The organism is Rhodoferax ferrireducens (assembly GCF_031458075.1).
Classification (GTDB): Bacteria; Pseudomonadota; Gammaproteobacteria; order Burkholderiales; family Burkholderiaceae_C; genus Rhodoferax_B; species Rhodoferax_B ferrireducens_A.
Genome location: NZ_JAVDXT010000003.1, coordinates 50,194 through 76,568, shown reverse-complemented (window position 1 = coordinate 76,568; position 26,375 = coordinate 50,194). Strand labels below are relative to the sequence as shown.

General features: G+C 65.5%; 21 protein-coding genes. 20 read left to right on the top strand and 1 reads right to left on the bottom strand.

What is annotated here, in order from left to right:
* Positions 1-55 precede the first annotated feature (55 nt).
* The 17 genes from J2X19_RS15770 to J2X19_RS15690 all read left to right on the top strand — a co-directional run bounded on the left by J2X19_RS15770 (position 56) and on the right by J2X19_RS15690 (position 20,483).
* The gene (locus J2X19_RS15770) at positions 56-1,228 is read left to right on the top strand and encodes an MFS transporter (protein ID WP_310375334.1); all 1,173 of its coding nucleotides are present in this window, start codon (positions 56-58) and stop codon (positions 1,226-1,228) included.
* A 25-nt stretch (positions 1,229-1,253) separates the two neighbouring features.
* Positions 1,254-1,796, top strand: coding sequence for a single-stranded DNA-binding protein (ssb, locus tag J2X19_RS15765; RefSeq protein ID WP_116608411.1), 543 nt, complete (start codon positions 1,254-1,256; stop codon positions 1,794-1,796).
* A 244-nt stretch (positions 1,797-2,040) separates the two neighbouring features.
* The gene (locus J2X19_RS15760) at positions 2,041-6,396 is read left to right on the top strand and encodes a response regulator (protein WP_310374662.1); all 4,356 of its coding nucleotides are present in this window, start codon (positions 2,041-2,043) and stop codon (positions 6,394-6,396) included.
* 3 nt (positions 6,397-6,399) lie between these two features.
* On the top strand, positions 6,400-7,428 hold the full coding sequence (locus tag J2X19_RS15755; protein WP_116608409.1) for an HD domain-containing phosphohydrolase: 1,029 nt from the start codon (positions 6,400-6,402) through the stop codon (positions 7,426-7,428).
* 151 nt (positions 7,429-7,579) lie between these two features.
* Positions 7,580-8,398, top strand: a complete 819-nt coding sequence (locus tag J2X19_RS15750; protein ID WP_116608408.1) for an ABC transporter ATP-binding protein — start codon at positions 7,580-7,582, stop codon at positions 8,396-8,398.
* Positions 8,385-9,278: an ABC transporter permease gene (locus J2X19_RS15745; protein ID WP_310374658.1), complete on the top strand. Its 894-nt coding sequence runs from the start codon at positions 8,385-8,387 to the stop codon at positions 9,276-9,278. The genes J2X19_RS15750 and J2X19_RS15745 overlap by 14 nt, the downstream gene beginning before the upstream one ends.
* Positions 9,279-9,400: 122 nt before the next feature.
* Positions 9,401-10,222: an ABC transporter permease gene (locus tag J2X19_RS15740; RefSeq protein ID WP_310374655.1), complete on the top strand. Its 822-nt coding sequence runs from the start codon at positions 9,401-9,403 to the stop codon at positions 10,220-10,222.
* A 33-nt stretch (positions 10,223-10,255) separates the two neighbouring features.
* The gene (locus J2X19_RS15735; protein WP_116608405.1) at positions 10,256-11,263 is read left to right on the top strand and encodes an ABC transporter substrate-binding protein; all 1,008 of its coding nucleotides are present in this window, start codon (positions 10,256-10,258) and stop codon (positions 11,261-11,263) included.
* Positions 11,239-11,901, top strand: coding sequence for a TetR/AcrR family transcriptional regulator (locus J2X19_RS15730; protein WP_310374653.1), 663 nt, complete (start codon positions 11,239-11,241; stop codon positions 11,899-11,901). The genes J2X19_RS15735 and J2X19_RS15730 overlap by 25 nt, the downstream gene beginning before the upstream one ends.
* Positions 11,898-12,815 (top strand): PfkB family carbohydrate kinase, encoded by a 918-nt coding sequence (locus J2X19_RS15725; protein ID WP_310374651.1) that lies wholly within the window; start codon positions 11,898-11,900, stop codon positions 12,813-12,815. Before J2X19_RS15730 ends, J2X19_RS15725 begins: the two co-directional genes overlap by 4 nt.
* Positions 12,816-12,829: 14 nt before the next feature.
* Entirely contained in the window at positions 12,830-13,756 is a 927-nt protein-coding gene (locus J2X19_RS15720; protein WP_310374650.1) for a pseudouridine-5'-phosphate glycosidase, read from the top strand.
* Between the two features lie 6 nt (positions 13,757-13,762).
* Positions 13,763-14,635: a phytanoyl-CoA dioxygenase family protein gene (locus J2X19_RS15715; protein WP_310374648.1), complete on the top strand. Its 873-nt coding sequence runs from the start codon at positions 13,763-13,765 to the stop codon at positions 14,633-14,635.
* A 181-nt stretch (positions 14,636-14,816) separates the two neighbouring features.
* On the top strand, positions 14,817-15,788 hold the full coding sequence (locus J2X19_RS15710) for a BMP family lipoprotein (protein WP_116608400.1): 972 nt from the start codon (positions 14,817-14,819) through the stop codon (positions 15,786-15,788).
* Between the two features lie 134 nt (positions 15,789-15,922).
* The gene (locus tag J2X19_RS15705) at positions 15,923-17,488 is read left to right on the top strand and encodes an ABC transporter ATP-binding protein (protein ID WP_310374645.1); all 1,566 of its coding nucleotides are present in this window, start codon (positions 15,923-15,925) and stop codon (positions 17,486-17,488) included.
* Positions 17,485-18,615 (top strand): ABC transporter permease, encoded by a 1,131-nt coding sequence (locus J2X19_RS15700; protein ID WP_310374643.1) that lies wholly within the window; start codon positions 17,485-17,487, stop codon positions 18,613-18,615. The genes J2X19_RS15705 and J2X19_RS15700 overlap by 4 nt, the downstream gene beginning before the upstream one ends.
* Positions 18,608-19,576: an ABC transporter permease gene (locus J2X19_RS15695; RefSeq protein ID WP_116608397.1), complete on the top strand. Its 969-nt coding sequence runs from the start codon at positions 18,608-18,610 to the stop codon at positions 19,574-19,576. The genes J2X19_RS15700 and J2X19_RS15695 overlap by 8 nt, the downstream gene beginning before the upstream one ends.
* Before the next feature lie 112 nt (positions 19,577-19,688).
* A complete protein-coding gene (locus J2X19_RS15690) occupies positions 19,689-20,483 on the top strand; it encodes an outer membrane protein OmpK (protein ID WP_310374640.1) in 795 nt (264 codons plus the stop codon).
* A 79-nt stretch (positions 20,484-20,562) separates the two neighbouring features.
* Here J2X19_RS15690 and J2X19_RS15685 read toward each other — a convergent pair whose 3' ends face one another.
* Positions 20,563-22,608 (bottom strand): UvrD-helicase domain-containing protein, encoded by a 2,046-nt coding sequence (locus J2X19_RS15685; protein ID WP_310374637.1) that lies wholly within the window; start codon positions 22,606-22,608, stop codon positions 20,563-20,565.
* Positions 22,609-22,806: 198 nt separating this feature from the next.
* On the opposite strand from J2X19_RS15685, the gene J2X19_RS15680 reads away from it, so the two are divergent.
* The 3 genes from J2X19_RS15680 to J2X19_RS15670 are packed head-to-tail and all read left to right on the top strand — an operon-like array spanning position 22,807 to position 26,364.
* Positions 22,807-23,808 (top strand): LLM class flavin-dependent oxidoreductase, encoded by a 1,002-nt coding sequence (locus tag J2X19_RS15680; protein ID WP_310374635.1) that lies wholly within the window; start codon positions 22,807-22,809, stop codon positions 23,806-23,808.
* Between the two features lie 25 nt (positions 23,809-23,833).
* Complete coding sequence (locus J2X19_RS15675; RefSeq protein ID WP_310374634.1) at positions 23,834-25,174, top strand: LLM class flavin-dependent oxidoreductase; 1,341 nt, start codon at positions 23,834-23,836, stop codon at positions 25,172-25,174.
* On the top strand, positions 25,174-26,364 hold the full coding sequence (locus J2X19_RS15670) for a M20 aminoacylase family protein (protein WP_310374632.1): 1,191 nt from the start codon (positions 25,174-25,176) through the stop codon (positions 26,362-26,364). Before J2X19_RS15675 ends, J2X19_RS15670 begins: the two co-directional genes overlap by 1 nt.
* The last annotated feature ends 11 nt before the right edge of the window (positions 26,365-26,375 follow it).

The following is a 26,375-nucleotide window of genomic DNA, read 5'->3' as shown; positions in this document are numbered from 1 at the left end:
TCAACCCTCTGTCTCTATTTCCCCTACTCCGGCCTCGCCTGCGGCGTCTGTCGCCATGACGCCGCTGGAGCTGCGCTCCAGCCTGTCGCTGGCCACGATTTTTGCGCTGCGGATGCTGGGTTTGTTCCTGGTGCTGCCGGTGTTTGCGCTGGAGGCGGCCAAGTTCCCGGGCGGCGACGATCCGGCCAAGGTGGGCCTGGCCATGGGGATCTACGGGCTGACGCAAGGCCTGCTGCAGCTGCCGTTCGGCATGGCCTCGGACCGGTTTGGGCGCAAACGCGTCATCGTGCTGGGTTTGCTACTGTTTGCACTGGGCAGCTTCATGGCCGCCATGGCCGACAGCTTGACCGGCCTGATGCTGGGTCGTAGCGTACAGGGCGCGGGCGCTGTGTCGGCCGCCGTGACGGCGCTGCTGGCCGACCAGACCCGCGACGTGGTGCGCACCAAGGCCATGGCCCTGGTGGGTAGCAGCATTGCGCTGATGTTCGCCTTGTCGCTGGTGCTGGCGCCTGCGCTGGCCGCGCTGGTCGGTCTGAACGGCTTGTTCGCCCTGACCGGCAGCCTGGCGCTGGCCGGCGTGGCTGTGGTGTTGTGGGTGGTGCCCGCCGAGCCGCTACAGCACAAGAACCAGCCGCGCGGCAAGCTCAGCGAGGTGCTGCCGCACGCCGGCCTGCTGCGCCTGAATTTCGGCGTTTTCATGCTGCATGCGGTGCAGTTGGCGATGTGGATGGCCATACCGGCCTTGCTGGTGCAGGCCGGGCTGAACAAGGCGCAGCACTGGTGGGTGTACCTGCCGGCGGTGCTGGGCTCGTTTCTGGTGATGGGCGGCAGCCTGTTTCCGCTGGAGCGGCGCGGCTATTTGCGGGCGGTGTTTCTGCTGGCGATCGGGTTGATCGGGCTGGTGCAGGTGGGCTTGTTCCTGCTGGTCGACACGCCGCAGATAAGTACCCTGGCCGGCATGCTGTTCCTCTTCTTCTGCGGTTTCAACGTGCTGGAAGCCAGCCAGCCGAGCCTGGCTTCGCGCCTGGCGCCGGCCCATGTGCGGGGCAGCGCACTCGGGGTGTACAACACTTTGCAGTCCCTGGGCTTTTTTGTAGGCGGCCTGGTTGGGGGGGCTTTGCTGAAAATCTGGGGCCCACACGGCCTGTTTCTGGCCTGCGGGCTGGCCATGCTGGCTTGGCTGGTCGTCGCGTGGCCCATGCAGGCTCCGGCCAAAGTGACAGCATAATCTACCCCCTCAAGAGGAATTCACCATGGCATCCGTTAACAAAGTCATCATTGTCGGCAACCTGGGCCGCGACCCCGAAGTGCGCACCTTCCCCAGCGGCGACCGGGTGGCCAATGTCACCATTGCCACTACCGAAACCTGGAAAGACAAGCAAACCGGTGAACGCCGCGAAGCCACCGAATGGCACCGCGTGGTGTTCCGCGGCGGCTTGGCAGGCATCGTCGAGCAATACCTGCGTAAAGGCTCACAGGTGTACGTGGAAGGCTCAATCCGCAGCCGCAAATACAACGACGCATCGGGCATGGAGAAGTCGATTACCGAGATCGTCGCCAGCGAAATGACCATGCTGGGCAGTCGCCAGGGCATGGGCGGCCCCCAGGGCGGTGGCAATGACGGTGGCTACGACGACGGCGGCTACGACAACAGCCCGCCACCAGCGCGCCGGCCACCTGCTGCAGCCCCTGCCAGCCGCCCCGCGCCGCCGCCCATGCAGCGCCCAGCTGCGCCAGCACCTGCTGCCCGCGCGTCCAGCGGCTTTGACGACATGGACGACGATATCCCGTTCTAAGACGGAACTCTCCTGCAGCGTCAGCCCCCGAAAACCCCCGACAAGCCCATCGCTTTCGGGGTTTTTTGTATTCGGGGCGCGGAACCTTTCCATTTTTCATGCAAATGGGGGATGCGAAACCAAGGCATAAGGCGTTGGAGTGCACGAATGATTGTGTCTGTTACATAAAGTAGCTAGCATGGGGTGAATGTCAACTCACATTGCGCGCCCGGTGCCACGGCGAAAACGGTCTGAATGGCTGCTGTTGCTTGCCGGACTCTTGCTGGTGGGGTTTTTTGTGATCTACGTGCACCTCACCGCGGTGGACAGAGTGGATACCAACGAACGCAACCGCTTGCAGGTACAGGCCGATGTGATCGCCTACGAAATACAGCGCAACCTGACAGCGACCAATCTGGCTTTGACTGGCGTGCTGCAGGATTACGTGGACAGCCCCGGCGTAGTGGGGCCGGTGTCGGATATTTCGCGGCGCCTGCGGGCCCTGGGCGTGGCGGTTCCTGGCCTGCGCGCGGTCGTCATGCTGGACGCCAATGGCGAGGTGATCGCCGCCAGCCGCACCGATTTGATCGGCCTGAACCTGGCCCACCGCGATTACTTCAAGCTGGCCCGGGACAAGCCGGACGCGCACAAGCTGTATCTATCGGCGCCCTATACCTCCGTCATGAATGACCTGGTCGTTTCGGCCACCCGCGTGGTGGTGGGGGTGGACGGCGTGTTTGCCGGCGTGCTGGTGGCAACGCTCGACCCTGAGTATTTCACCGGTATCTTCCGGCCAACCATGTACGCACCCGATGTATGGGGCTTCGTGGTGCATGGCGATGGCCAGCAGGTGCTCAATTTCCCGCGCAAGCGCAATATCGACGGCACTAACCTCAACCAGCCCGGTTTCTTTTTCAATCGGCATCGGCAGAGTGGCCAGACTGCCAGCGTGCTGACCGGCGCGGCCTACGCTGCGGGGGAGCAGCGGGTGATGGCCTTGCGAACCATCCAGCCCGCGGTACTGGAAATGGACAAGGCGCTGGTGATCGGTTTGAGCCGCGAAATCTCTGCGATTGCGCGGCCATTGCAAACCCAGGCCACGATTTACGGCCTGTTTTATGCCGCGCTGGTGTTGCTGTGCTGTGGTGGGCTGTATTGGATGCAGACCCGGCGCACCCGCCTGGAAGTCTTGGCGTCGGAGCGTGACCACGAGCGGCTGGAGGCCGCGGATCGGTTGAAGCTGGCCTTGCGCGGCGCCAATCTCGGGCTCTGGAGCTTCCATGCACCGACCGGGGCGGGCACATTCGATGAGAGCTCGCGGGCCATGCTGGGTTACACCATGACGGACCTGCAGGACGATCCGGAGTTCTGGCGCCGCCGTATCCACCCCGACGACATGCCCGCCTACAACGCGGCGCGGACGGCCTGCATGGACGGCAGTGTGCCTTTTTATGAAGTGATCTACCGCATACAGCATCGGCTGGGCCATTGGGTCTGGATTCTCGGGCGGGCCCAGGCGATTGAGCGCGATGCACAGGGGCAGGCCATCACCATCATGGGCACGCACATGGACATCACGGCGGCCAAGACCGCCGAGCAGGAGGTGATCCGCACCCGTAATGAACTGCAGGCTGTGTTTGAGAACATGAACGATGCGGTGTTCGTGTTCGACCCCCAGCACCGGATCGCCCGCATCAACCGTGAAGGGCGGACCATGCTCGGGCTGTTTGACGTGGACACGCCGTTTGAGGAGGTACTGGCCAGCGTGGACGCGGTGTTGCCCAACGGAGACCCGGTACCCCCTGACCAATGGCCTAGCCGGCGTGGTTTGCGCGGGCAATTTGTGCGTGACATGCAGATGGAGATCCGCCGTCGAGGCTCCGACAAATCGGTTTTCGTGGAGCTCAGCACCGCGCCGATCCGCGAAGCGTCGGGGGCCATCGAGCTGCTGATCGTGACCTGCAAAGATGTTTCCGAGCGCCTGCTGACCCATGCGCTGCGGGAAAGCGAGGCCCGGTTCCGCACCCTGATCGAGGATGCACCGCTGGCAATTGCGATTCTGCGGGCCGGGCTGATTGTGTATTGCAATCCGCGGTACCGGGCCCTGCATGGCTTCCTGGAAACCGACAATCTGAGCGGCATACCCTGGAGCGAGATGATTTCCGACGAATCCCGTACGGTCTTGCAAGAGCAGGAGGCCTTGATCCAGCAGGATTCACACACCGACCTGATGTTTGAAGCTCTCGGCATGGGCAAGGATGGTCGCCGGGTGCCGGTTTTCAAAACCACCACCCGGGTGGTGCTGGCAGACGGGCCCGCCACCCTGGTGTTTGCGCAGGATATTTCGGCCCAGAAGCTGGCCGAGGCCGAAATGCTGGAGGCGCGCAATGCTGCTGAAGCTGCGAACCGCAGCAAGGCCGAATTCCTGGCGAATATGAGCCACGAGATCCGTTCGCCCCTGAATGCCATCCTGGGGCTGGCCTACCTGCTGGAGCAGTCGCGCCTGGATGCAGGCGCGCAGGACATGGTGCGCAAGATCCGGGTGTCGGGCCGTTCGCTGCTGGGCATCATCAACGACATCCTGGATATCTCCAAGATCGAAGCCGGCCACATGCTGCTGGAGCATGCGCCGTTCCGCCTGAGCGACGTGGTGGACAACCTGGCGACCACCATGGGCATCGCCGCCGGCGATAAAAACATCGAGCTCATCATCCACCCGCTGCCGGCAGCGATGGCGAATCTGCAGGGCGATGCCTTGCGGCTGGAGCAGGTGCTGGTCAATCTGACGGGCAATGCGATCAAATTCACCCATGCAGGGCAGGTGGAGGTGCGGGTCGAGCTGGTGTCTGAGAAGCCGGAATCGCCCATGGTGCGCTTCTCGGTCAAAGACACCGGCATAGGCATCCCGCCGGAGCTGCAAGCCAATGTGTTTTCGGCCTTCACCCAGGCCGACAGCTCCACCACCCGGCGTTTTGGTGGCACCGGGCTGGGCCTGGCGATCTGCCGCCAGCTGGTGCAGCTGATGGGGGGCGAGATTGGGGTGATCAGCACGCCGGGGCGCGGCAGCGAGTTCTGGTTCACCTTGCCATTGCGGCAGAGCGATATGGCCGACGCCTCCTCGCCCGATATGGTGCATGTGGATGCGCTGGTGGCCGACGACAGCGATATCGCACTCGACGCCGTGGTGTCGATTGCCCAGCGCCTGGGCTGGCAGGTGCATGGCGTGCATTCCGGCGAGGCGGTGTTGAACCAGGTGCTGGAAGCCCCGCGCGACAAGCTGCCCAATGTCGTTGTGCTCGACTGGAAGATGCCCGGCCTGGACGGCCTGGCCACGGTACGAGCCATCCGCGAGGGCATGCCCCAGGAGCTGTGCCCGATTGTGATCATGGCCACTGCGTATTCGCTGTCCAGCCTGGCCATGCAGCCGGGTGTGGACATGGTGGACGCCATTCTGAGCAAGCCGGTCACCAGCTCGACCCTGTTCAATGCGGTGATGGAGGCGCAGCGCCGGCGTTCTGCGGCCGCCGGCCTGCCGGCCGCGCTGCGCCAGGTCAGCAGCCCGAGCCTGGCCGGTGTGCGGGTGCTGGTGGTGGACGACAGCGAAATCAACCGCGAAGTGGCGCAGCGGATTCTGTCCGACCAGGGGGCCACCGTGTCCTTGGCGGAGCACGGCCAGGCCGCGCTCGACTGGTTGAAGGCCCAGCCCGATGCCGTGGACCTGGTGCTGATGGACGTGCAAATGCCGGTGATGGACGGCATCGAGGCCACGCGCCAATTGCGCTTGCTGCCACAGTTCCACAACCTGCCCATCGTGGCGTTGACCGCGGGCGCCTTCAAGTCGCAGCAAGAAGCTGCTTACGCCGCAGGTATGACGGACTTCATCAGCAAGCCGTTTGACGTGCCAAGCACCATCGCCCTGATCCAGCGCCTGCGCCGCCGTGGCAACCCCGATGCGGCCCCAGCAGAGCCCAGCGCGCCCGTGCCGCTGGCCCCCGAGCCCCTGGTGCAGGACGCACCTACCGAGTTGTCGGTCATCGATGTGGGCAAGGGCTTGCGCATCTGGACCGACCTGAAGGTCTATAAAACCTATCTGCGGCGCTTTGTGGATACCTACCGCCGGGCGGTGGAAGAGATGAACGCCAGCCTGGCACAGGACCAGCGCGATGCGGCCGCCGCGTTGGCCCACAAGCTGTCCGGTGTGGCGGCCAATATGGCCTTGCCCGATACCCAGCGGCTCGCCGCAGAGGCCGAGCGGATTTTGCTCTCCGGCTATGACGCGACGGGGGTGTTGTCGCGCCTGGATGCAGCCTTGCGGTTGGCGATCGAGGCGGTGGAACGGTTTGCCCCCTTGGCGGTCGCCGTGGACATGCCGCCGCCTCCCAGCGCACCTGCGACGCCTGAAGTACTGGACGCACTCGCCCCGCAGCTGGAGGCCCTGTTGGCGGCCCTGGATACCGACAACCCCACGCCCATCGAAGCCATCCTGGCCCAGCTTTCGTCCATCCTGCCGGCCTCGGAGTTGGTAGCCATCCAGGAGGCCGTGCGGGACTTTGATTTCCGCGGCGCCGAAGCCCATACCCGCAAGCTTGCCCAGGCGCATGGCATCAGATCCAAGGAGTAGACCGTGTTCCTACCGACTATTTTGATTGTGGATGACGAGCCGGGCAATCTGGCCATCATGCGCAGCATCCTGCAGGATACCTATTCCCTGGCGTTTGCCCGCAACGGCGATGAAACCCTGGCCGCCGTGGTGAAGCACCAGCCCGCCATGGTGTTGCTGGACATCGGCCTGCCCGACACCAATGGCTACGACCTGTGCCGGCGCATCAAGCAGCTGGACACCACCCACACCACCCAGGTGATTTTCGTGACCGGCTACACCGACCTGGTGCATGAAGCCGCGGGCTTCGAGGCCGGCGCCGTGGACTACATCGCCAAGCCGGTGTCGCCGCCCATCGTGCGGGCCCGGGTGGCGGCCCATTTGTCCCTGGTGCGGGCGGCGGCGCTGGAGCAAAGCCACCGCGATGCGGTGCTGATGCTCGGCCAGGCCGGCCACTACAACGACAGCGATACCGGTTCCCACATCTGGCGCATGGCCGCCTATGCGCGGGTGATTGCCCAGGCCTGCGGCTGGGACGCCGAAAGCTGCGCCCGGCTGGAGCTGGCCGCACCCATGCACGACACCGGCAAGTTGGGCGTACCCCATACGATTCTGCGCAAACCGGGACCGTTGACCGCCGAGGAATGGGACACCATGAAGACCCATTCCCAGATTGGCCATGAGATTCTGAGCAAGAGCAAGGCCCCGGTATTCCAGCTGGCGGCCGAGATCGCCTTGCGCCACCATGAGCGCTGGGACGGCAGTGGCTACCCCGATGGCCTGCAAGGGCAGGACATCCCCAAGTCGGCGCGCATCGTGGCCTTGGCCGATGTGTTGGACGCGCTCAGCATGCGCCGGCCCTACAAGGAGGCTTGGCCGATGGAGCGGGTCGTGGAATACATCCACGCGGCATCGGGCACGCACTTCGACCCCATGGTGGTCCATGCGTTTGCCAGCGTCCTGCCCGAGCTCATCGAGATCGGCCGCCGTTGGGCGGAAATGGACCAGTTGGAACAGGAAACAACGCCGCAGGCGCCGGTGCAAAGCCGCTGATGTCCCGTGCGGCGACGGGCCGCTGCCTGCACCCCATCGGTGCAGATAGCCGAAAAAAATTGGCATAGAACTAGCTTAAACCCCAAGAAGCTGACCGTTTGGTTAGCTTTATAGTGGGTTTTTATGTCTGTCCCTACGCTGTGCTGTGCCCATGAAACCATCTGACCTGCCCGTCGGGGCTATCGCCGCTGCCGTGCCGGCGGCGCTTGCTGTGGAGGTGCGCCAGGCAAATGTGGTCTACCCTGCGGCCGACGCGCCTGTGCATGCGCTGCAAGACATCGACCTCACGGTGCGGCAAGGCGAGTTCATTTCGCTGATTGGCCCCTCGGGCTGCGGCAAGACCACGCTGCTGCGGGCGATTGCCGACCTGGAGCCCATCAGCTCCGGCAGCATGCTGGTCAACGGCGTCAGCCCGCATGCGGCGCGCCTGGCACGGTCGTATGGCTATGTATTCCAGGCCCCGGCGCTGTTTCCCTGGCGCACGGTGCTGGCCAATGTGGTGCTGCCGCTGCAGATCCAGGGCCGCGGCAAGGCCGAGAGCCAGCGCATCGCTATGGACCAGCTGGAGCGTGTGGGCCTCAAAGGTTTTGAGAAGAAATACCCCTGGCAGCTGTCCGGTGGCATGCAGCAGCGGGTGTCCATCGCCCGGGCGCTGGCTTTTGAGCCGCGCATCCTGATGATGGACGAACCCTTTGGCGCATTGGACGAGATCACCCGCGACCGGCTCAACGAGCAGCTGCAGCAGCTGTGGCAGCGCGAGCGCCGCACCGTGGTCTTCGTCACCCATTCGATTGCCGAGGCGGTGTATTTGTCGACCCGCATCGTGGTGATGTCGCCGCGGCCCGGCCGCATCGTCAAGGTGATTGATTCCACCTTGCCCGACGAGCGGCACCTGGGCCTGCGCGACACGCCTGAATTCATGGCCCTGGCGCACGCGGTGCGGGAGTCGCTGGCCGATGGCCACCATTAAGCGCAGCTCCGCTTTCGATAGCGGACTCCCCATAGCCAGTGTGCTGCTGGCGCTGATTTTCCTTTGGTATGCGGGCGCCGTCTGGCTGAACGCGCCGGGGGCTATCGAGCGCGTGCTGGCGCCGCGCGGCACGGCCTGGAGCTTCGCCGACCTGGTGCAGACCACGCTGTCCATGCAGCGCCCGGTACTGCCCGCGCCGCAGCAGGTGGCGCTGGATTTCTGGTCCAGCCTGGTCGATTGGCCGGTGGATTCGCCGCGCAATCTGCTGTACCACGTGGCCGTCACCGCCCAGTCCAGCCTGCTGGGCTTTGCCATGGGCACGCTGTTCGGTCTGCTGCTGTCGGCCGGCATCGTGCATTCGCGCACCTTGGACAAAGCCCTGATGCCCTGGATCGTGGCCTCGCAAACCATTCCGGTGCTGGCGATTGCGCCCATTGTGCTGATCATCCTGGGCAGCCTGGGCTTCTCCGGCGTCTGGCCCAAGGCGGTGATCGCCATGTATCTGTGTTTCTTCCCGGTCACGGTGGCCATGGTGCAAGGCCTGCGCTCGCCGCAGCAGATCGACACCGAGCTGCTCTATACCTACGCGGCCTCGCCCTGGCAGGAGTTCTGGCTGCTGCGCCTGCCCGCCGCTTTGCCGTTTCTGTTCCCTGCGCTGCGCGTCGGCATTGCGGCCGGCCTGGTCGGCGCCATGGTGGCCGAGCTGCCTACCGGCGCCCAGGCCGGCCTGGGCGCCAAGCTGCTGCTGGGCTCGTACTACGGCAACACGGTGGCTATCTGGTCGGCGCTGTTCATGTCGGCGCTATTGGGCCTGGCGTTGACCGCAGCGGTGCTGGGCGTGGAGCGCCTGGTGCTGCGCCACCATGGGGTGCGTCCGTGAAGGCGCGCAGTCCACAGGCCGTGGCGGCTGGGGTGCTGATTAGCATGCTGTTTGCTGCAGTTTTTATAGCTACTCCTGCAGGTACATCTGGCTCTAGCGGCCTATTTTTTCCCGGACTTTTGTTGACGCTGGTCTTGGCAGGCTGGACGGTGCGTGCGGCGGCGGCGCTGGAGGGGCGGTCGATTTACGGCTTGCTGACAGCCGGCCTGTTCGGCCTGTGGCTGCTGTACTTCTGGCAGCTGCTGGTCACGGCCTTCGAGGTGCCGCGGGTGCTGCTGCCGGCACCGGCGCTGATCGTGCAAGCCATGGCCGAGGGCTGGCCGGTGCTGTCCAAGGACTTCGTGCAGACCGTGCTCAAGTCGGTGCTCACCGGCTGGCTACTGGGCTGCGGCCTGGGCTTCGCGGTGGCGGTGGCGATCGACCGGCTGCCGTTCCTGCAGCGCGGCCTGTTGCCCATCGCCTCGCTGACCAGCACCGTGCCCTTGGTGGGTGTGGCACCGATTGCGGTGATGTGGTTCGGCTTCGACTGGCAGTCCAAGGCGGCGGTGGTGGTGCTGATGACCTTCTTCCCCATGCTGGTATCCACCCTGGCCGGCCTGAAGGCCGCGGGCAAGCTGGAGCGTGAGCTGATGTTCAGCTACGCCGCCAGCTATGGCCAGACCCTGCTGGCGCTGCGCCTGCCGAGTGCCATGCCCTTTATCTTCGGCGCACTCAAGGTGAATGCCACCTTGGCCTTGATCGGCGCCATCGTCGCCGAGTTCTTTGGCTCGCCCACCGCCGGCCTGGGTTTTCGCATTTCCACCGAGGCTGCCAAGATGCACATGCCGCTGGTGTGGGGCGCGATCGTGGTGGCCGCCATCACCGGCTCGGCCGCCTATGCCTTGTTGGTGCAACTGGAGCGGCGCTTTGCGTTCTGGCACCCGTCGGTGCGTTCCCAAAAATAAGTTTCCCCACCTGTCCCTACCTAGGAGTATTTGATGAACAAGCTGTCCAAGTTGAGTCAATGCCTGCTGGCCGCCGCATTGGCGGTCGGCGGCCTCGCCGCCCAAGCCCAAGAGAAGGTTACCGTGCAGCTCAAATGGGTGCCGCAAGCCCAGTTTGCCGGCTACTACGTGGCAGCAGCCAAGGGCTACTACAAGGCCGAGGGGCTGGACGTGACCATCAAGCCCGGCGGCCCGGACATCTCGCCGGTGCAGGTGATTGCCGGCAACAACGCCGACGTCATCGTCAACTGGATGCCCGACGCCCTGGCCGCGCGCGAAGCCGGTGTGCCGCTGGTGAACATCGCCCAGGTGTTCAACCGCTCGGGCCTGATGCTGACCTGCAAAAAGGCCAGCGGCGTGACCACCCCGAAAGACCTGAAGGGCAAGACCCTGGGCGTCTGGTACGGCGGCAACGAATACCCGTTCCTCAACTGGATGGGCAAGCTGGGCTACAAGCCCGATACCGACATCAAGGTGCTGAAGCAGGGCTTCAACGTCGACCCGCTGCTGCAGAACCAGGCGGCCTGCGTGTCCACCATGGTTTACAACGAATACTGGCAGATCATCGACGCTGGCGTGAAAGAGAGCGACCTGGTCACCTTCTTCTACGAAGACCAGGGCGTGGCCTCGCTGGAAGATGGCTTGTATGTGCTCGAATCCAAGCTCAAAGACCCGGCCTTCGTGGCCCGCATGGGCAAGTTCTTGAAGGCCACCTTCAAGGGCTGGAACGACGCGGTGAAGAACCCCGAAGAAGCCGCCAAGATCGTGGTGTCCAACGACATGTCGGGCAGCGCCACCCTGGCCGTGCAGAAGCGCCAGATGGAAAACGTGGCCAAGCTGATCACCACCGCCAACGGCCCCAAGATGGGCTACCTGGAGCCCGCCGCCTATGAGCGCACCGTCAAGGTGCTGATGTCGGGTGGCAGCGCGCCGGTGATCAAGAAAGACCCTGGCAATGCCGCCATGAGCCATGCGGTGTGGGACGCCGCGACCAAGAAGTGAAGCTAGCCGGTCCTCTTTCGGCGGAGGCCAAGGGCCAGATCCGCCAGGCCAACGAGGGCCTGATCCTCGCCGCCGCAGAGCGTGTCTTTGCGGGGGCGGGTTTCAGCGGCGCCACCATGGCCCAGATCGCCGAAGAATCCAGCCTGCCCAAGGCCAATCTGCACTACTACTTTGGCAACAAGGAGGCGCTGTACCGCGCGGTGCTGGCCCGCATCCTGGACGACTGGCTGGCGCCAACGCATGGCATCACGCCCGAGGCCGACCCGGCCCAGGCGATCGGCGACTACATCCGCAGCAAGATGGCCTTGTCGGCGGCGCGGCCCGATGCCTCCAAGGTCTGGGCCAACGAGCTGCTGCATGGGGCCTCTTTCGTCAAGCAGCTGCTGGCCACCGAGCTGCGTGCCACCGTCAAGGCCAAAGCCGCGGTGATCGACCAGTGGATTGCCGAGGGCAAGATGCCGCCAGTGGACAGCACGCATCTGTTCTTCACCATCTGGGCCGCGACCCAGACCTATGCCGACTTTGACGTGCAGGTCCGTGCGGTGCTGGGCCGCACCAGCCTGACCAAGGCGGACCACCGCCGCGCCTCCGAGCATGTGGTGTCGCTGGTGCTGCGCGGCTGCGGCCTGCAGCCATGAGCCAGATGCTGGCCGTCGGTGCTTCGAATATGGACATTGCCGGGCATAGCGCGCGCAGCCTGGTGCTGGGCGACTCCAACCCCGGCCGTATCCGCTATGCGCCCGGCGGCGTGGCCCGCAACGTGGCGGAGAATCTGGCCCGCCTGGGCCACCCCACACGCTTGTTCACAGCGCTGGGCGACGACCCCCCCGGCCACAGCCTGCTGCAGGCCACGTCGGCCGCCGGTGTGGACATGCGGAGCTGCTGGGTATTGCCGGACCAGGCAACTTCCAGCTACCTGTCGGTGCACGGCGCCGATGGCGATATGGTGGTGGCTGTCAATGACATGGGCATCGTCGACAGCATCACGCCCGCGCGCCTGGCACCCTACGCGGCCGATTTGGCGGCGGCCCAGGCCTTGCTGTTCGACTGCAATCTGTCGGAAGCCAGCCTAGCCTGGCTGTGTGCGCACAGCGGCGATGCGCCGGTGTTTGTGGATACCGTGTCCACGCATAAATGTTTACGCATTGCCAGCAGTTTGGCGCGCGTGCACTTGCTCAAACCGAACCGCCTGGAGGCCCAGGCCCTGACCGGCCTGCCTTTGGACACCTCAGCCGATGCCGCCGCTGTCGCCCAGTGGCTGCATGCGCGGGGTGTGCAGCAGCTGGTGCTGAGCTGGGGGGCGCAAGGCGTATTCTGGAGCGATGCCCAGGGTGCACAGGGCTGGCAACCGGCGCCCGAGGTGGTGGTGCAAAGCGCCAGCGGCGCAGGCGACGCCCTGATGGCCGGTCTGATGCACATGGCCGGTCAGCCGCTAGGCCAGGCCGTGCGTTTTGCCTGTGGTTGCGCGGCCTTGACCTTGGGCGTGGCGGGTACCAACGACCCGGCCCTGTCGGTGGCGCGTGTGCAGCAATGGCTGGAACTGAATCCTTGAAAAGTGAGACTCTGATGCATCCCCATCCTTTCCTGGATATCCACCCCGAAGTGGCTGCAGCCTTGGCTACCAAGCGCCCGGTGGTGGCGCTGGAGTCCACCATCATTGCCCATGGCATGCCGTATCCGCAGAACGTGGCTACCGCCTTGCAGGTCGAGGCCGAGGTGCGCGCCCATGGCGCGGTGCCGGCCACCATCGCCATCCTCAACGGCCGGCTCAAGGTTGGCTTGACGCAAGCCGAGATCGAGCAGCTGGGCCAGGGTGGGCGTGAGGTGGTCAAGGTCAGCCGGCGCGACGTGGCGTTTATCGTGGCGGCCGGGCAGACCGGCGCCACCACGGTCGCATCGACCATGTTGATCGCAGCCATGGCCGGCATCCGGGTGTTTGCCACCGGCGGCATTGGCGGCGTGCACCGCGGCGCGCCCCAGAGCTTTGACGTGTCCGCCGACCTGCAGGAGCTGGCCCAGACCCCGGTGGCGGTGGTCTGCGCAGGCATCAAGTCCATCCTCGACCTGCAGCTCACCCTCGAATACCTGGAAACCCATGGCGTGCCCGTGGTCGGCTTCCAGAGCGATAACCTGCCGGCCTTCTACACCCGCGACAGCGGCTTCAAGGTGGACTACCGGCTGGACAGCGCCGAGGCCATCGCCCGCGCCATGCAGGCCCAATGGGCCATCGGTTTGCCGGGCGGCATGGTGGTGTCCAACCCCATCCCTGAAGCCTATGCCATGCCGCGCGCCACCATCGATGCGGCCATCGAGCAAGCCTTGCAGGAAGCCCAGGCCCAGGGCATCGCGGGCAAGCAGTCCACGCCCTTTCTGCTGGCCCGGGTCAGCGAGATCACCGGCGGCAACAGCCTGGCGTCCAACATCCAACTGGTGCTGAACAACGCCCGGCTGGCCGCGGCGATTGCCGTCGCCTACCAGCAGTGCGTCGCCTGATCGGCCATGGTCTACCGCTGCCGCTTTGACGAAGCCCTGGGCCTGTCCATCGAGGCCCGAACAGCCTATGCGCGCGACGGCGTGCTGGTGCTGGAGGATTTTGTGCCGGCGGCGCAATGCCAGGGCTTGCAGCAGCGGGCGCTGGAGCTGGTCGCGGAACACGCGCCTCAGGCGCCGGGCACGGTGTTCTCGGCGCGCGACCAGCGGTATGCGAAGGACGCGTACTTTGAAAACTCGGCGCGTGGCATAGGCGCATTTTTTGAAGCCGGCGCTTTCGATGCGCAAGGCCGGCTGTGCGTGCCGCTGGAGCGCGCCATCAACAAGCTCGGCCACGCGATGCACGACCTGGACCCTGTGTTCCAGGCGTTCTCGCATGGTGCACGTTTGCAGGCCGTGGCCGACGGCGTGGGCCTGGGGGATGCCAAGCTGGTGCAGTCCATGTACATCTTCAAGCAGCCGGGGATTGGCGGCGAGGTCAATTGCCACCAGGATGCGACCTATCTGTACACCGAGCCGCAGTCGGTGGTGGGCTTCTGGTTCGCCATCGAAGACGCGCACCGCGGCAACGGCTGCCTGGGCGGGCTGCTGGGTGGGCAGCGTGGCGGGCTGAAGCAGGTGTTCCGCCGGCAGGCCGGTGGTGCGCTGCAGCTGGAACCGTTGCAGGCGGACTTGCGTTGGGATATGGAGGCCCTGGAGTGGCTGGAGGTCCGCCAGGGCACGCTGATCGTGTTCAACGGCCTGTTTCCGCACCTCTCGGAGCCCAACCATTCGGCGCAATCGCGCCATGCCTATACCTTGCATGCGGTCAGCGGCCAGGCCACCTACCCGGCCAGCAACTGGATCCAGCCGGGCGGCATGCCGTTTACCGGTTTTGTGTAACTGACAGACCCGCGCCACCCCGCGCACAAGGAGGACGTATCGGACCAACGATGTCGCGTAAAGCTCTCTATCCCCGTGCCCACGGGCACAGTTCCTGCTGAATGGAGTCGACCTGGCGTATTGCGCCCGGACCCCCTGCCAGCCCTTTGTTTACCTTTCCAACCCCACCACGGATACCGCCATGAAAACTTCTTTGCAACTCAGCTTCCTCGCCGCCACGCTTTGCGCCGCTTTGTCGGCCTGGGCCGAGCCCGCCATCGTTTACGACCTGGGCGGCAAGTTCGACAAGTCCTTCAACCAGTCGGCCTTCGACGGCATCGAGCGCTGGAAGAAGGAAACCGGCAAGAGCTACCTCGAATTCGAAGTCGCCAACGAAACCCAGCGCGAGCAGGCGATCCGTCGCATGGCCGAGCGTGGCGCCAGCCCCATCATCGCCATGAGCTTCAGCCAGGCTTCCGCCCTGGAAAAAGTGGCCAAGGAATTCCCCAAGCTGCAGTTCGCCATCATCGACATGGTGATCGAGTTGCCCAATGTGCAGTCCGTGGTGTTCAAGGAGCACGAGGGCAGCTTCCTAGTCGGCATGCTGGCGGCGCAGGCCAGCAAAACCGGCAAGGTCGGCTTTGTGGGCGGCATGGACATTCCGCTGATCCGCAAGTTCCAGTGCGGCTATGAGCAGGGCGCCAAGTTCGCCAACCCCAAGGCTGAAACCTTCGCCAACATGACCGGCACCACCGGCGCTGCCTGGAACGACCCCGGCCGCGGCAGCGAGCTGACCAAAGCCCAGTTTGCCAAGGGCGCGGACGTGGTGTTTGCCGCTGCCGGCGGCACCGGCATCGGCGTCTACCAGGCGGCCAAGGACGCGGGCAAGCTGGCCATCGGTGTGGACAGCAACCAGAACTACCTGCAGCCCGGCACCATGCTGACCTCCATGGTCAAGCGCGTCGATGTGGCCGTCTACAACGTGCTCAAGGCCTACAAGCCTGGCATCTCGAATCTGGGCCTGAAGGAAGAAGGTGTGGGCTACGCCATGGACGAGCACAACGCCAAGCTGGTCACGGCCGACATGAAGAAGAAGGTGGACGCGGCCAAGGCCGACATCATCAGCGGCAAGATCAAGGTGGTGGACTACATGGTGGCTAACGCTTGTAAGTAAGGCTCACCCCCAGGCTCCACGCTGCGCGTTTCCGCCAACCCCCTTGCAGGGGGCGAACCCAGTGGACCGGCGGAGCCGGTTCCACGGGTTCTCTGGAGGGGGAGCGCTGCGCAACCCTGGCACCTTGGATTTCCATGAAAACCCAGAACTCCTCTGCGACGGACGCTACCGCTGTACACATGGTTGGCATCAGCAAACGGTTTGGCGCGGTGCAGGCCAACGACCAGGTCGACCTGCGCGTGCGTGCCGGCACGGTGCACGGCATCGTGGGCGAGAACGGCGCGGGCAAGAGCACGCTGATGTCGGTGCTGTACGGCTTCTACAGCGCCGACAGCGGCAGCATCGCGGTGTTCGGTCAGCCGGCGCGTATCCGCAATGCCTTCGACGCGATTGCGCTGGGCATCGGCATGGTGCACCAGCACTTCATGCTGGTCGATTCCCTGACCGCGCTGGAGAACGTCATGCTCGGGGCCGAGCCCCATGTCTTGCTGCACAAGGCCGAGTCCCTGGTGCGCAGTGCGCTGGGGGCGTTGATGCAGTCCACTGGCCTGCATGTGGCGCTGGATTCTACGGTAGAGCAGCTGTCCGTGGGCGACCGCCAGCGGCTGGAAATCCTCAAGGCCTTGTACCGCGGCGCCAAGATTCTGATCCTCGACGAGCCCACGGCGGTGCTCACGCCGCAGGAGACCGAGCAGCTGTTCGAGGTGTTGGCGCGCCTGCGTTCGCAGGGTACGACGATTCTGCTGATCACCCACAAACTCAAGGAAGTGATGCGCCTGTGCGACCAGGTCACGGTGATGCGCAGCGGCCGGGTGGTGCATGAATGCGCGATTGCCCAGGCCTCGGTGGAGATACTCGCCGAGGCCATGGTCGGGCGCAAGGTGAATATGGGGCGCCAGGGCGATGCGGCTCCGCGGCTCGGCGCCGTCTTGCTGCAGGCGCGCGGTGTGGCGGTGCGCGATGCACTGCAGGTCACGCGCCTGGTCGATTTCAACCTCCGCTTGCGCGCCGGCGAAATTGTGGGCATCGCCGGTGTGGCGGGTAACGGCCAGAGCGAGTTGCTCGAAGTGCTGGCCGGCCTGCGCACGCCGAGCGCCGGCACGTTGGAACTCGGCGGCAGCAGCTTCACCGCAGAGCATTGGCTGGACCCCAGCCTGGCGCGCAACCTGGGCCTGGCCCATGTGCCCGAAGACCGGCACGCGCGGGCCATGGTGATGGGCTTTGCCTCCTGGGAGTCGGCGGTGCTGGGCTACGAGGGCCTGCCGGTGTACAGCCGCTGGGGCTGGATGCGCCATGGCGCCATGCGCGCCGCCACCGCCGCCATGATGGAGCGCTTCGATGTGCGGCCCCGCGACCCATCGTTGATGAGTTCCAAGTTCTCCGGCGGCAACCAGCAGAAGCTGGTGCTGGCGCGCGAACTGGGGCAGGCGCCCAAGGTGTTGCTGGTGGGCCAGCCCACGCGCGGCGTCGACATCGGCGCGATTGAATTTATCTACACCCAGCTGCGGGCCTTGCGCGATGCAGGCTGCGCGGTGCTGGTGGTGTCGAGCGAGCTGGATGAAATCTTGGCCCTGGCCGACCGGGTGCTGGTGCTGAACCAAGGCCACGTGACCGGCGAGCTGCCGATAGCCGACTGCGGCGAGGCCAGGCTGGGCCTGCTGATGGTGGAAACCAAAGAACCCGAAGGAAGCCCCGTATGAGTACCCCGCAGCCTCTGCCCCGCTGGGCCGATGTGGTGTTGCTGCCCGCCGTCAACCTGTTGATCGCGTTGCTGGTGGCTGGCCTGGTGGTGTCGCTGGTGGGGCAGAACCCGCGCGAGGTGATGTCGGTGCTGCTGCACGGCGCATTCGGCACGCAGCGCGGTCTGAGCTACACGCTGTACTACGCCACCACCTTCATCTTCACCGGGCTGGCGGTGTCGGTGGCCTTCCATGGCGGCCTGTTCAACATCGGCGGTGAAGGCCAGGCCCTGATGGGCGGCCTGGGCACGGCGCTGGTGGCGCTGTGGCTGTCGCACAGCCTGCCGGCCCTGCTGCTGTTGCCGCTGATGCTGCTGGCGGGCGTGGTGTTTGGCGCGGCCTGGGCCACCGTGCCCGGCTATCTGCAGGCCTACCGCAACAGCCATGTGGTGATCACCACCATCATGTTCAATTTTCTGGCCAGCAGCCTGCTGGCCTATCTGCTGGTGAACCGGCTCAAGCCGCCGGGCACCATGGCGGTGGAGAGCGCGGCCTTCGGCCCCGCGGCCAAGCTGACCAGCATGCAGGATGCGCTGGCCTGGCTGGGGCTGGACTGGCCTTCGTCGCCGCTGAACATCAGCCTGTTCCTGGCGCTGGCGGCGGCGTTTGGCGTGTACCTGCTGCTCTGGCACAGCCGGGCCGGCTACCGCCTGCGTGCCATGGGCTCCAGCGAAAGCGCGGCCGCGTATGCGGGCATCCACCCCAAGCGGCAGGTGATCTTTGCCATGGCCTTGTCGGGTGGCCTGTCCGGCATGGTCGGCATGAACGAAATCGCTGGCGTGAACGGCAAGCTGCTGCTGGACTTTGCGGCCGGCGCTGGCTTCACCGGGATTGCAGTGGCCTTGATGGGGCGCAACCACCCGTTCGGCATCGTGCTGGCCAGCGTGCTGTTCGGCGCACTGTTCCAGGGCGGGGCTGAGGTCAGCTTCGAGGTACGGGGCTTCAGCCGCGACATGGTGGTGATGCTGCAAGGCTTCATCGTGCTGTTCTCGGGGGCCATGGCCTATGTGATTGCGCCGTGGCTGGCGCGCTGTCTGGCACTGCTGGCGCGCAAGCCCGTAGTGCCGGTAGGAGCCCACCGTGGATGAGGCTTTGCTGGGGGCCTTGCTGGCCTCGACCCTGCGGGTGGCCACCCCGTTGATTTTGTGCGCGATGGCCGGCCTGATCTCCGAGCGCGCGGGCGTGGTCGACGTGGGGCTGGAGGGCAAGATGCTGTTTGCCGCCTTCATCGCCGCGGCCAGCGGCGCGGCCTATGGCTCGACCAGCCTGGCCCTGCTGCTGGCGATCGCCACGGCGATTGCCTTGTCCTGGCTGCACGGCTTTGCCTGCGTCAGCCACCGAGGCGACCAGGTGGTGTCGGGCGTGGCGCTGAATATCGTGGCCGCGGGCCTGACGGTGGTGCTGGGCCTGGCCTGGTTCCAGCAGGGCGGGCAAACGCCACCGGTGTCGGACAGCGTGCGCCTGCACGCGCTTTGGCCGGGGGCGGCCAGTGCCTGGCAGGGTGTGCCCCTGGTCGGCACCATCCTCGGCGAGGGTCTGCTGGGGCACAACCTGCTGGTCTACCTGGCGCTGGCCCTGGTCGCCGGGGTCTGGTGGCTGCTGTACCGCACCCGCTTCGGCCTGCGCTTGCGGGCCGTGGGCGAGAACGCCCACATGGTGGACGCGGCCGGGGTGTCGGTGCTGCGCCTGCGCTATGCGGCGCTGACCTTGAACGGCATTCTGTGCGGCCTGGCCGGGGGCTATCTGGTGCTGGCGCAGAACGCCGCCTTTGTGCCGCATATGACGGCGGGGCGCGGCTTCATGGCCTTGGCGGCGATGATCTTCGGCAACTGGCGGCCGGTGCGCGCGCTGTGGGCATGTCTGCTGTTCGGCTTTCTGGATGCCTCAGCGATCCAGTTGCAGGGCGTCAGCCTGCCGGGCATTGGCGAGGTGCCGGTGCAGGCCATCCAGGCACTGCCGTATCTGCTGACGGTGGTCCTGCTGGCCGGCTTCATCGGCAAAGCGGCCGTGCCCAAGGCCCTGGGCCAGCCCTACGTCAAAGAGCGCTGACCCCAGCCGGCGCCAGTCGCGGTTCCACCGTGGGTAAAGCTGACCAAAAGGCCAGCTTTTGGCATGGGCCTTGCGTTGGCCCTTGCCCAACCATTACCTCGAGGGAACCCCCATGGCTCTATACAAATTTCTGACCGCGCTGGCGGCCGTTGCGGCACTGGCACCGGCTGCGCATGCAGACGACAACTGGTCGTTCAAGGACATCAGTGTTCAACGCCTGGACTGGACCAGCCACACGGAGAACCAGACGGGCAAGGGTCCATTTGGCGTGAAAAAAGACTTCACCTTGCTGGAGGTCGAAGGTGGCATGGGCGGCAAGTGGGGCGATGTGTATGGCTTCTTCGATGTGGAGAACCCCAGCAAGTCGTCCAACAACAGCGACTCGGCCATGGACCGCCGCTACGCGATGAAGGCCGTGGCCCACATCAACATGACCCAAGCTGGCGGTATGCCAGTGCAGCTCTACGGCCATATCTACAACTTCATGGACAACGGCTTCCGTGACCAGAACAATGTGCTGGGCCTGAGCACGGCCTACTTCAATGGCGGCTTCTGGATTAAGCCGTTCTTCGGCGCGCACTACGAAACCAAGACCGACCTCGGCACCCAGTACAACGGCACGATGGCCGGCTGGGTGTTTGGTTACAGCTTCAAGGCCTGGGACCAGTCCTTCATGGTCTCCAGCTGGCATGAAACCGAGATGGGCCGCAAGGACAGCTACCTGGTCATGGCCCGCGATGGCGGCGTAGTCACCGCCAACAAGACGGCGCAAAACGGTGCGCTGTCGCTGTGGTGGAACATCACCCCCAGCGTCACCACCGGCCTGACCTACCGCTACGCCAAGAACAAGCTGGGCTCGGCCACCTACCAGGACGCATTTATCTACACCGCCAAGTACAACTTCTGAAGATGCTATTGATTCAATAGCTGCTTGCGCAAACAGAATAAGCGCTACAGGCCTGTTTGGCTTAAATTTTCAGCAGCACTTAGGCACTGGGCGCCAGCTGCATCTCGGCCACAAACTGGGATGGCTGGGCCTGGCTTACCAGCAGGCTGAGCGTGCTGCGCGCCCGCGTCACCGCCACGTACATCAGCTTGCGTTCGTCCACCATGCTGACGCGCTCAGCTGCCGGGAACGCGCCCTGGGCCAGGAAGGGCAGCACCACGTGCTCGAACTCCAGGCCCTTGACCTGGGCGATGTCGGCCAGGCACAGCTCGGCCGGTTTGGCGCTGCGCTTGCTGTGCTCGCGCTGCTTCTCGAAATGGACCTCGGCCTGGTTCAGGTGCTCAAAGAAGGCGGCCACGCTGTCGAAGCGCGCCGCCGCCTGCTTCAGCCCTTCGAGGTGCGCGACCGCGTCGGCCTGGCGCTGCTTCTCCACCCAGTGCTCGGCAGCCCATTGGCGCATCTCCAGAGCGTCCAGCATCTGGGCGAACATGGTGGGCCCGGTCTGGTTGCGGGCGATGGCCATGGCATTGCGCAGCCGCCGCGTGATCTGCGGTTCGGTGCGGTCTATCTGCGATTCGAAGAACGTGGCCAGTATGGTCGGGTCGGCCACCACCGGGCGGACGGCTTCCTGCAGGCGCTCCGCCGGGGTCTCGCTTTCGTCCCTAAAGAAACCCAGCTGGAAGCGGCAGAACACCACCAGTTCCTCGACCATGCGGCGCCGGGTCTCGGTGCTTTGCACCGCGCCGAAATGCTGGGTGGCCACCGCCAGCAGGGCGCGCACCAGCATCACCTCGGGCCGCTGCAGATAGGTGCCGAAGCCGCGGGTCTGGTAGGGCAGGCCGGCCTCCAGCAAGGCGTTTTCCAGCAGCACCGACTGGTGCGGATGCCGCAGCAGCACCACGAACTCGTTCATCTTGCGCTTCTCGGCGCGCCATTGCAGTGCGGCCTGCACCACCTGCTGCACGCAGTCCAGGTCGTCGGCATAGCGGGTGCAGCGCAGCTGCGTGGCATGCGCGGCCTGGGTGGCGTAGGCCTTGTTCGCCAGATGGCCGGCACTGGCGGCCAGCGCCGGGCCGAAGCGGTAGCTGGCGGTCAGCGGCAGGGCCTGTACATGGCGACCGGTTTGCGGCTCGAACATTTCGGCCTGCATGTAGCGCGCATCGGCGCCGGCATGCGCGTGGATCACCTGGTCCACATCGCCTACGCCGCAAAAATAGCACTTCGGGTTGCTGGCCAGCAGGCCGCGGGTGATGGCGAACAGCGCGTGGTTCAGGTCGTGCATCTCGTCCAGCATCAGCGCCGCCAGATGGCGCGGCCATTTGGGGATGTCGGCCCAGAACGTGGGCTGGTCGGGATCGCCCACCAGGCGCGCCAGGTCGTAGCTGGCATCGTGCTCGGCGCGGAACTTCGGGCTGTCGGCGCCGGGCGGATGGCGTAGTTTTTCGTACTCGGCCAGCACACACAGCAGGCTGAAGTCGAGTCCGCATTCCTCGGCATATTCGGCCGTGATGCGCTGGTCGTCCCAGTAGGCCATCTCGCGCGCCAGCATGCCCTTGGCGCGCAGGCTCTGGCGCAAGAACAGCTCGACGAATTCGCTGTTGCCTTCGGTCGGCAGCCACAGCTGCTCCAGCAACTCTGGTGTGCCGCGTTCGCGCAGCTCGGCCACTGCAGCCCAGACGCTGGCCTGCAGCGCCTCCGGGTCGCGCAGCGCCGGCAGGGCCGCGCCTTCCACGCTTTTCAGGCAGTACAGCGCGAAGGTCTCAAAACTGGAAATCCACACCTTCTTCACCACATCGGGCGCCACGCCGATCTTGCGCAGCGCGGCCCGCAGCGCATCGCAGGCGGGCTCGGTATAGGTCAGCGCCAGGATGCTGGTCGGCGCCAGCCCGCGGGCCAGGCCTTCGGCGATGCGCAGCGCCAGGCTGGTGGTCTTGGCCGCGCCGGCATTGGCGTGGACGATGACGGTGTCGTCGTTGCTGGTCTGGATCGCCAGCTGCTCGGCCGTGGGCACGATGCCCTGGGCGGCAAAAGAGGGGAGGGAGTTGTCGTAATGCATGGTGAAGCGCGCAGCATACGCGAGGGGCATGCGGTACCGCCAGGGATGCTATTGAATAGATAGCTGGTGATGCAGGTAATTGTTGCGCTACAGGCCTGTTTTGCTTGAAAAAAAGCAGCGTCCGCGGACCTGCCATTAGCGCATATCGATAGAAGAAGATAGCGCAAACGGCAGGCCGCCCGCGGGTCAGAATGAACCGACATTCTTACCACGCACCGCGCCAAGGCCATGCCGTATTCTCTTTCGCTGCTCGACAAAAGCCCTATCCCGCCCGGCGCCACTGCGGCCCAGGCCCTGCAGCGCACGGTGGCCCTGGCCCAGCGCGCCGAAGAGCTGGGCTACCGCCGCTTCTGGGTGGCCGAACACCATGGCAACCCGACCCTGGCCAGCACGGCGCCCGAGGTGCTGATCGCCCATATCCTGGCCCATACCACGCGCATCCGTGTCGGCTCCGGCGGCGTGATGCTGCAGCACTACAGCCCGTTTAAGGTGGCCGAGGCCTTCAAGCTGCTGGCCGCGCTGGCGCCGGGCCGCGTCGACCTGGGCGTGGGCAAGGCGCCCGGTGGGCTGCCGCTGGCGACACGCGCGCTGCAGTGGCTGCACGACGCGGCGCGCAAGCCCGACTTTGCCCAGCAGCTGGCGGATCTGGATGCGTTCCTGGAGGGCACGGTGATCGATGGCCATGCGCTCAGTGGCGCCGTCGCCTACCCGGCACCGCCCGAGTTGCCCGAGCGCATCCTGCTCGGCGGCAGCGCTGACAGTGCGGCTCTGGCCGCGCGCCTGGGCTGGGACTTCACCTATGCAGGCCACTTCAATGCCGACCCGGCCAATATCGAGCGCTCGGTCACCGCCTACCAGCAGGCCACCGGCCGCCCTGCAGCGCTGGCGCTGTACGCGTTTGCGGCCGAGAGCAAGGAAGAAGCCGAGCGCCTGGTCGGCGCGCTGCGTATCTTCAAGCTGCACCTGTCCACTGGCCAGAGCGTCAACCTGCCCAGCCTGGAGGCCGCGGCCGAATTTGCGCGCCAGGCCGGCGTGGCCGACTACCGTGTCGAAGAGACCCGGCCCTATGTGCTTACCGGTACGCCCGACAGCGTGCGCCGCGCGCTGGACGTGCTGAGCCAGCGCCACGGCATCCAGGAATTTGTCATCGACACACCGGTGGTTGGTTTTGCCGAACGCTGGGCCTCGGTGGAGTTGCTGGCCGGTGCCGAGCACGCCGTCGCCGCCTGATTTTTTGACCCATCACGAGACACCTATGGCAAACACACCCATACGCTTCGGCATCATGCTGCACGGCGCCGGCGGCCACATGAACGCCTGGAAGCACCCCAGCGGCCCAGCCGACGCCAGCGTCAACTTGGACTTCTACATCCGCACCGCCCAGAAGGCCGAAGCCGCAGGCATCGCCTTCGCCTTCGTGGCCGACGGCCTGTACATCAACGAGAAATCGATACCGCATTTCCTGAACCGCTTCGAGCCGATTTCCATCCTCTCGGCCCTGGCCACGGTGACTAGCAAGATCGGTCTGGCCGGCACCATCTCCACCTCGTACAGCGACCCGTTCACCGTGGCCCGGCAGTTCGCCTCGCTGGACCTGATCAGCGGCGGCCGCGCCGGCTGGAACGTGGTTACCACGCCGCTGGAAGGCTCGGCCAAGAACTACAGCCGCACCCACCCCGAGCACGCGCAGCGCTACCAGATCGCCGACGAATACCTGCAGGTCACGCAAGGCCTGTGGGACAGCTGGGACGACGACGCGCTGCTGCGCAATCGCGCCACCGGCCAGTTCTTCGACAAGAGCAAGCTGCACACGCTGGACTTCAAGGGCCGCTTCTTCGAAGTGGCCGGGCCGCTGAACATCGGCCGCTCGCCCCAGGGCCAGCCGGTGATCTTTCAGGCCGGTTCGTCCGATGCCGGCATCGGCCTGGCCGGCAAATTTGCCGACGCGGTGTTCACCCATTCGCCCTCGCTGGAAGAAACCCGCAGCTTCTCGCGCCAGGTGAAGGCCAGTGCCGTGGCCCAGGGCCGCGCGGGCAGCGATGTGAAGATCTTCCCCGGCATCGGCCCGGTGGTCGCCGCCACGCAAGCCGAGGCCGAGGCCAAGTACCAGGCCATCCGCGAGCTGCTGAGCATCGACGAGGCGCTAGCCTATCTGGGTCGCTTTTTCGACCACCACGACTTCAGCCAGTACCCGCTGGACGCGCCGTTTCCTGAGCTGGGCGACATAGGCAAGAACAGCTTCCGCTCGACCACCGACCGCATCAAGGCCGATGCCGCGAAGAGCGGCCAAACCCTGCGCGAAGTGGCGCTGGAAGTGGCCACGCCGAAGTCGCAGTTCGTCGGCACCGGCGAGCGCATTGCCGATGAAATCATCCGCTGGATCGATGCCGAGGCAGCCGATGGTTTCATCCTCGGCTTCCCGGTGGTGGCCCAAGGCCTGGACGACTTCATCGACCATGTGATCCCGGTGCTGGAAGCCCGCGGCCGCTATGAACGCACGCTGCCCGGCGCCACCTTGCGCGACCATCTGGGCCTGCCACGCAAGGCCAGCCGCCATGCGGTGCCCAACGAATCCAGCGAACGGAAGGTGGCCTGATGCCGCGTGAAGAAGCTACCGACATCCGCCGCGTCGAATCGCGCGTGGCGTCGTACATCCACGAATTTGTGGCGCTGCGCCAGGACATCCACCAGCACCCCGAGCTGTCGTTCAAGGAGCACCGCACATCCGACATCGTGGCCGCACAGCTGGCCTCCTGGGGCTATGAGGTGACGCGCGGTATCGCCGGCACCGGCGTGGTCGGCAGCCTGCGCCGCGGCACTGGCAGCAAGACCCTGGGTATCCGTGCCGACATGGACGCGCTGCCGATCCAGGAGGCCACCGGCCTGCCCTACGCCAGCGTCAACGCCGGGGTGATGCACGCCTGCGGCCATGACGGCCACACGGCGATCCTGCTGGCAGCGGCACGCACGCTAGCCGAGGTCGGCCAGTTCGACGGCCAGCTGCAGCTGATCTTCCAACCTGCTGAAGAGACTGGCTCGGGCGCGCGCAAGATGATTGCCGAAGGCCTGTTCGAGCGCTTCCCCTGCGACGCGGTATTCGGCCTGCACAACTGGCCGGGTGTGCCTGCCGGCCACCTGGGTTGCGTGGCCGGGCCGGCGATGGCCTCCATCGACCAGGCGGTGATCACCATCCGTGGCAAGGGCGGCCATGGCGCTGAGCCGCACAAGACGGTAGACCCGGTGGTGGTCAGCGCCCACCTGATCACCGCGCTGCAGACCATCGTCTCGCGCAACGTCGATCCGCTGGATATGGGCGTGGTCACGGTGGGCTCGATCCACGGCGGTGCAGCCTCGAATGTGATCCCCGACGCAGTGGAACTGAAGCTGACCATGCGCTCGTTCCGCCCGGAAATCCGCCAGCTGCTGCAAGAGCGCGTGCCGGCGCTGGCCAAAGCCCAGGCCGAGAGCTTTGGCGCCGAGGCCGAGGTCGACTACCAGCTGGGCTTTCCGGCGGTGCTGAACCATGTGGACGAGACCGCGTTTGCCCGCACGGTGGCCGAAGACACGTTTGGCGCCGGCCAGGTCGAAGCCGGTTTCCGCCCGCGTACCGCCAGCGAAGACTTCGCCTACATGCTGCAGGCGCGCAAGGGCAGCTATGTGTTTCTGGGCAATGGCGAAGGCGCTTCGCTGCACAGCCCGCGCTACGACTTCAACGACGCTGTACTCGGCCTGGCTGCCACCTACTGGACACGGCTGGCCGAACGGTTTCTGGCACCCGCTGCATAAACCCAGGAGGC

Excerpts from the sequence above, each read along its gene's own strand:
- J2X19_RS15770 (WP_310375334.1), top strand. The coding sequence starts at position 56 with ATGACGCCGCTGGAGCTGCGCTCCAGCCTGTCGCTGGCCACGATTTTT.
- ssb (WP_116608411.1), top strand. The coding sequence starts at position 1,254 with ATGGCATCCGTTAACAAAGTCATCATTGTCGGCAACCTGGGCCGCGAC.
- J2X19_RS15750 (WP_116608408.1), top strand. The coding sequence starts at position 7,580 with ATGAAACCATCTGACCTGCCCGTCGGGGCTATCGCCGCTGCCGTGCCG.
- J2X19_RS15745 (WP_310374658.1), top strand. The coding sequence starts at position 8,385 with ATGGCCACCATTAAGCGCAGCTCCGCTTTCGATAGCGGACTCCCCATA.
- J2X19_RS15735 (WP_116608405.1), top strand. The coding sequence starts at position 10,256 with ATGAACAAGCTGTCCAAGTTGAGTCAATGCCTGCTGGCCGCCGCATTG.
- J2X19_RS15725 (WP_310374651.1), top strand. The coding sequence starts at position 11,898 with ATGAGCCAGATGCTGGCCGTCGGTGCTTCGAATATGGACATTGCCGGG.
- J2X19_RS15720 (WP_310374650.1), top strand. The coding sequence starts at position 12,830 with ATGCATCCCCATCCTTTCCTGGATATCCACCCCGAAGTGGCTGCAGCC.
- J2X19_RS15715 (WP_310374648.1), top strand. The coding sequence starts at position 13,763 with ATGGTCTACCGCTGCCGCTTTGACGAAGCCCTGGGCCTGTCCATCGAG.
- J2X19_RS15710 (WP_116608400.1), top strand. The coding sequence starts at position 14,817 with ATGAAAACTTCTTTGCAACTCAGCTTCCTCGCCGCCACGCTTTGCGCC.
- J2X19_RS15705 (WP_310374645.1), top strand. The coding sequence starts at position 15,923 with ATGAAAACCCAGAACTCCTCTGCGACGGACGCTACCGCTGTACACATG.
- J2X19_RS15700 (WP_310374643.1), top strand. The coding sequence starts at position 17,485 with ATGAGTACCCCGCAGCCTCTGCCCCGCTGGGCCGATGTGGTGTTGCTG.
- J2X19_RS15690 (WP_310374640.1), top strand. The coding sequence starts at position 19,689 with ATGGCTCTATACAAATTTCTGACCGCGCTGGCGGCCGTTGCGGCACTG.
- J2X19_RS15685 (WP_310374637.1), bottom strand. The coding sequence starts at position 22,608 with ATGCCCCTCGCGTATGCTGCGCGCTTCACCATGCATTACGACAACTCC.
- J2X19_RS15680 (WP_310374635.1), top strand. The coding sequence starts at position 22,807 with ATGCCGTATTCTCTTTCGCTGCTCGACAAAAGCCCTATCCCGCCCGGC.
- J2X19_RS15675 (WP_310374634.1), top strand. The coding sequence starts at position 23,834 with ATGGCAAACACACCCATACGCTTCGGCATCATGCTGCACGGCGCCGGC.
- J2X19_RS15670 (WP_310374632.1), top strand. The coding sequence starts at position 25,174 with ATGCCGCGTGAAGAAGCTACCGACATCCGCCGCGTCGAATCGCGCGTG.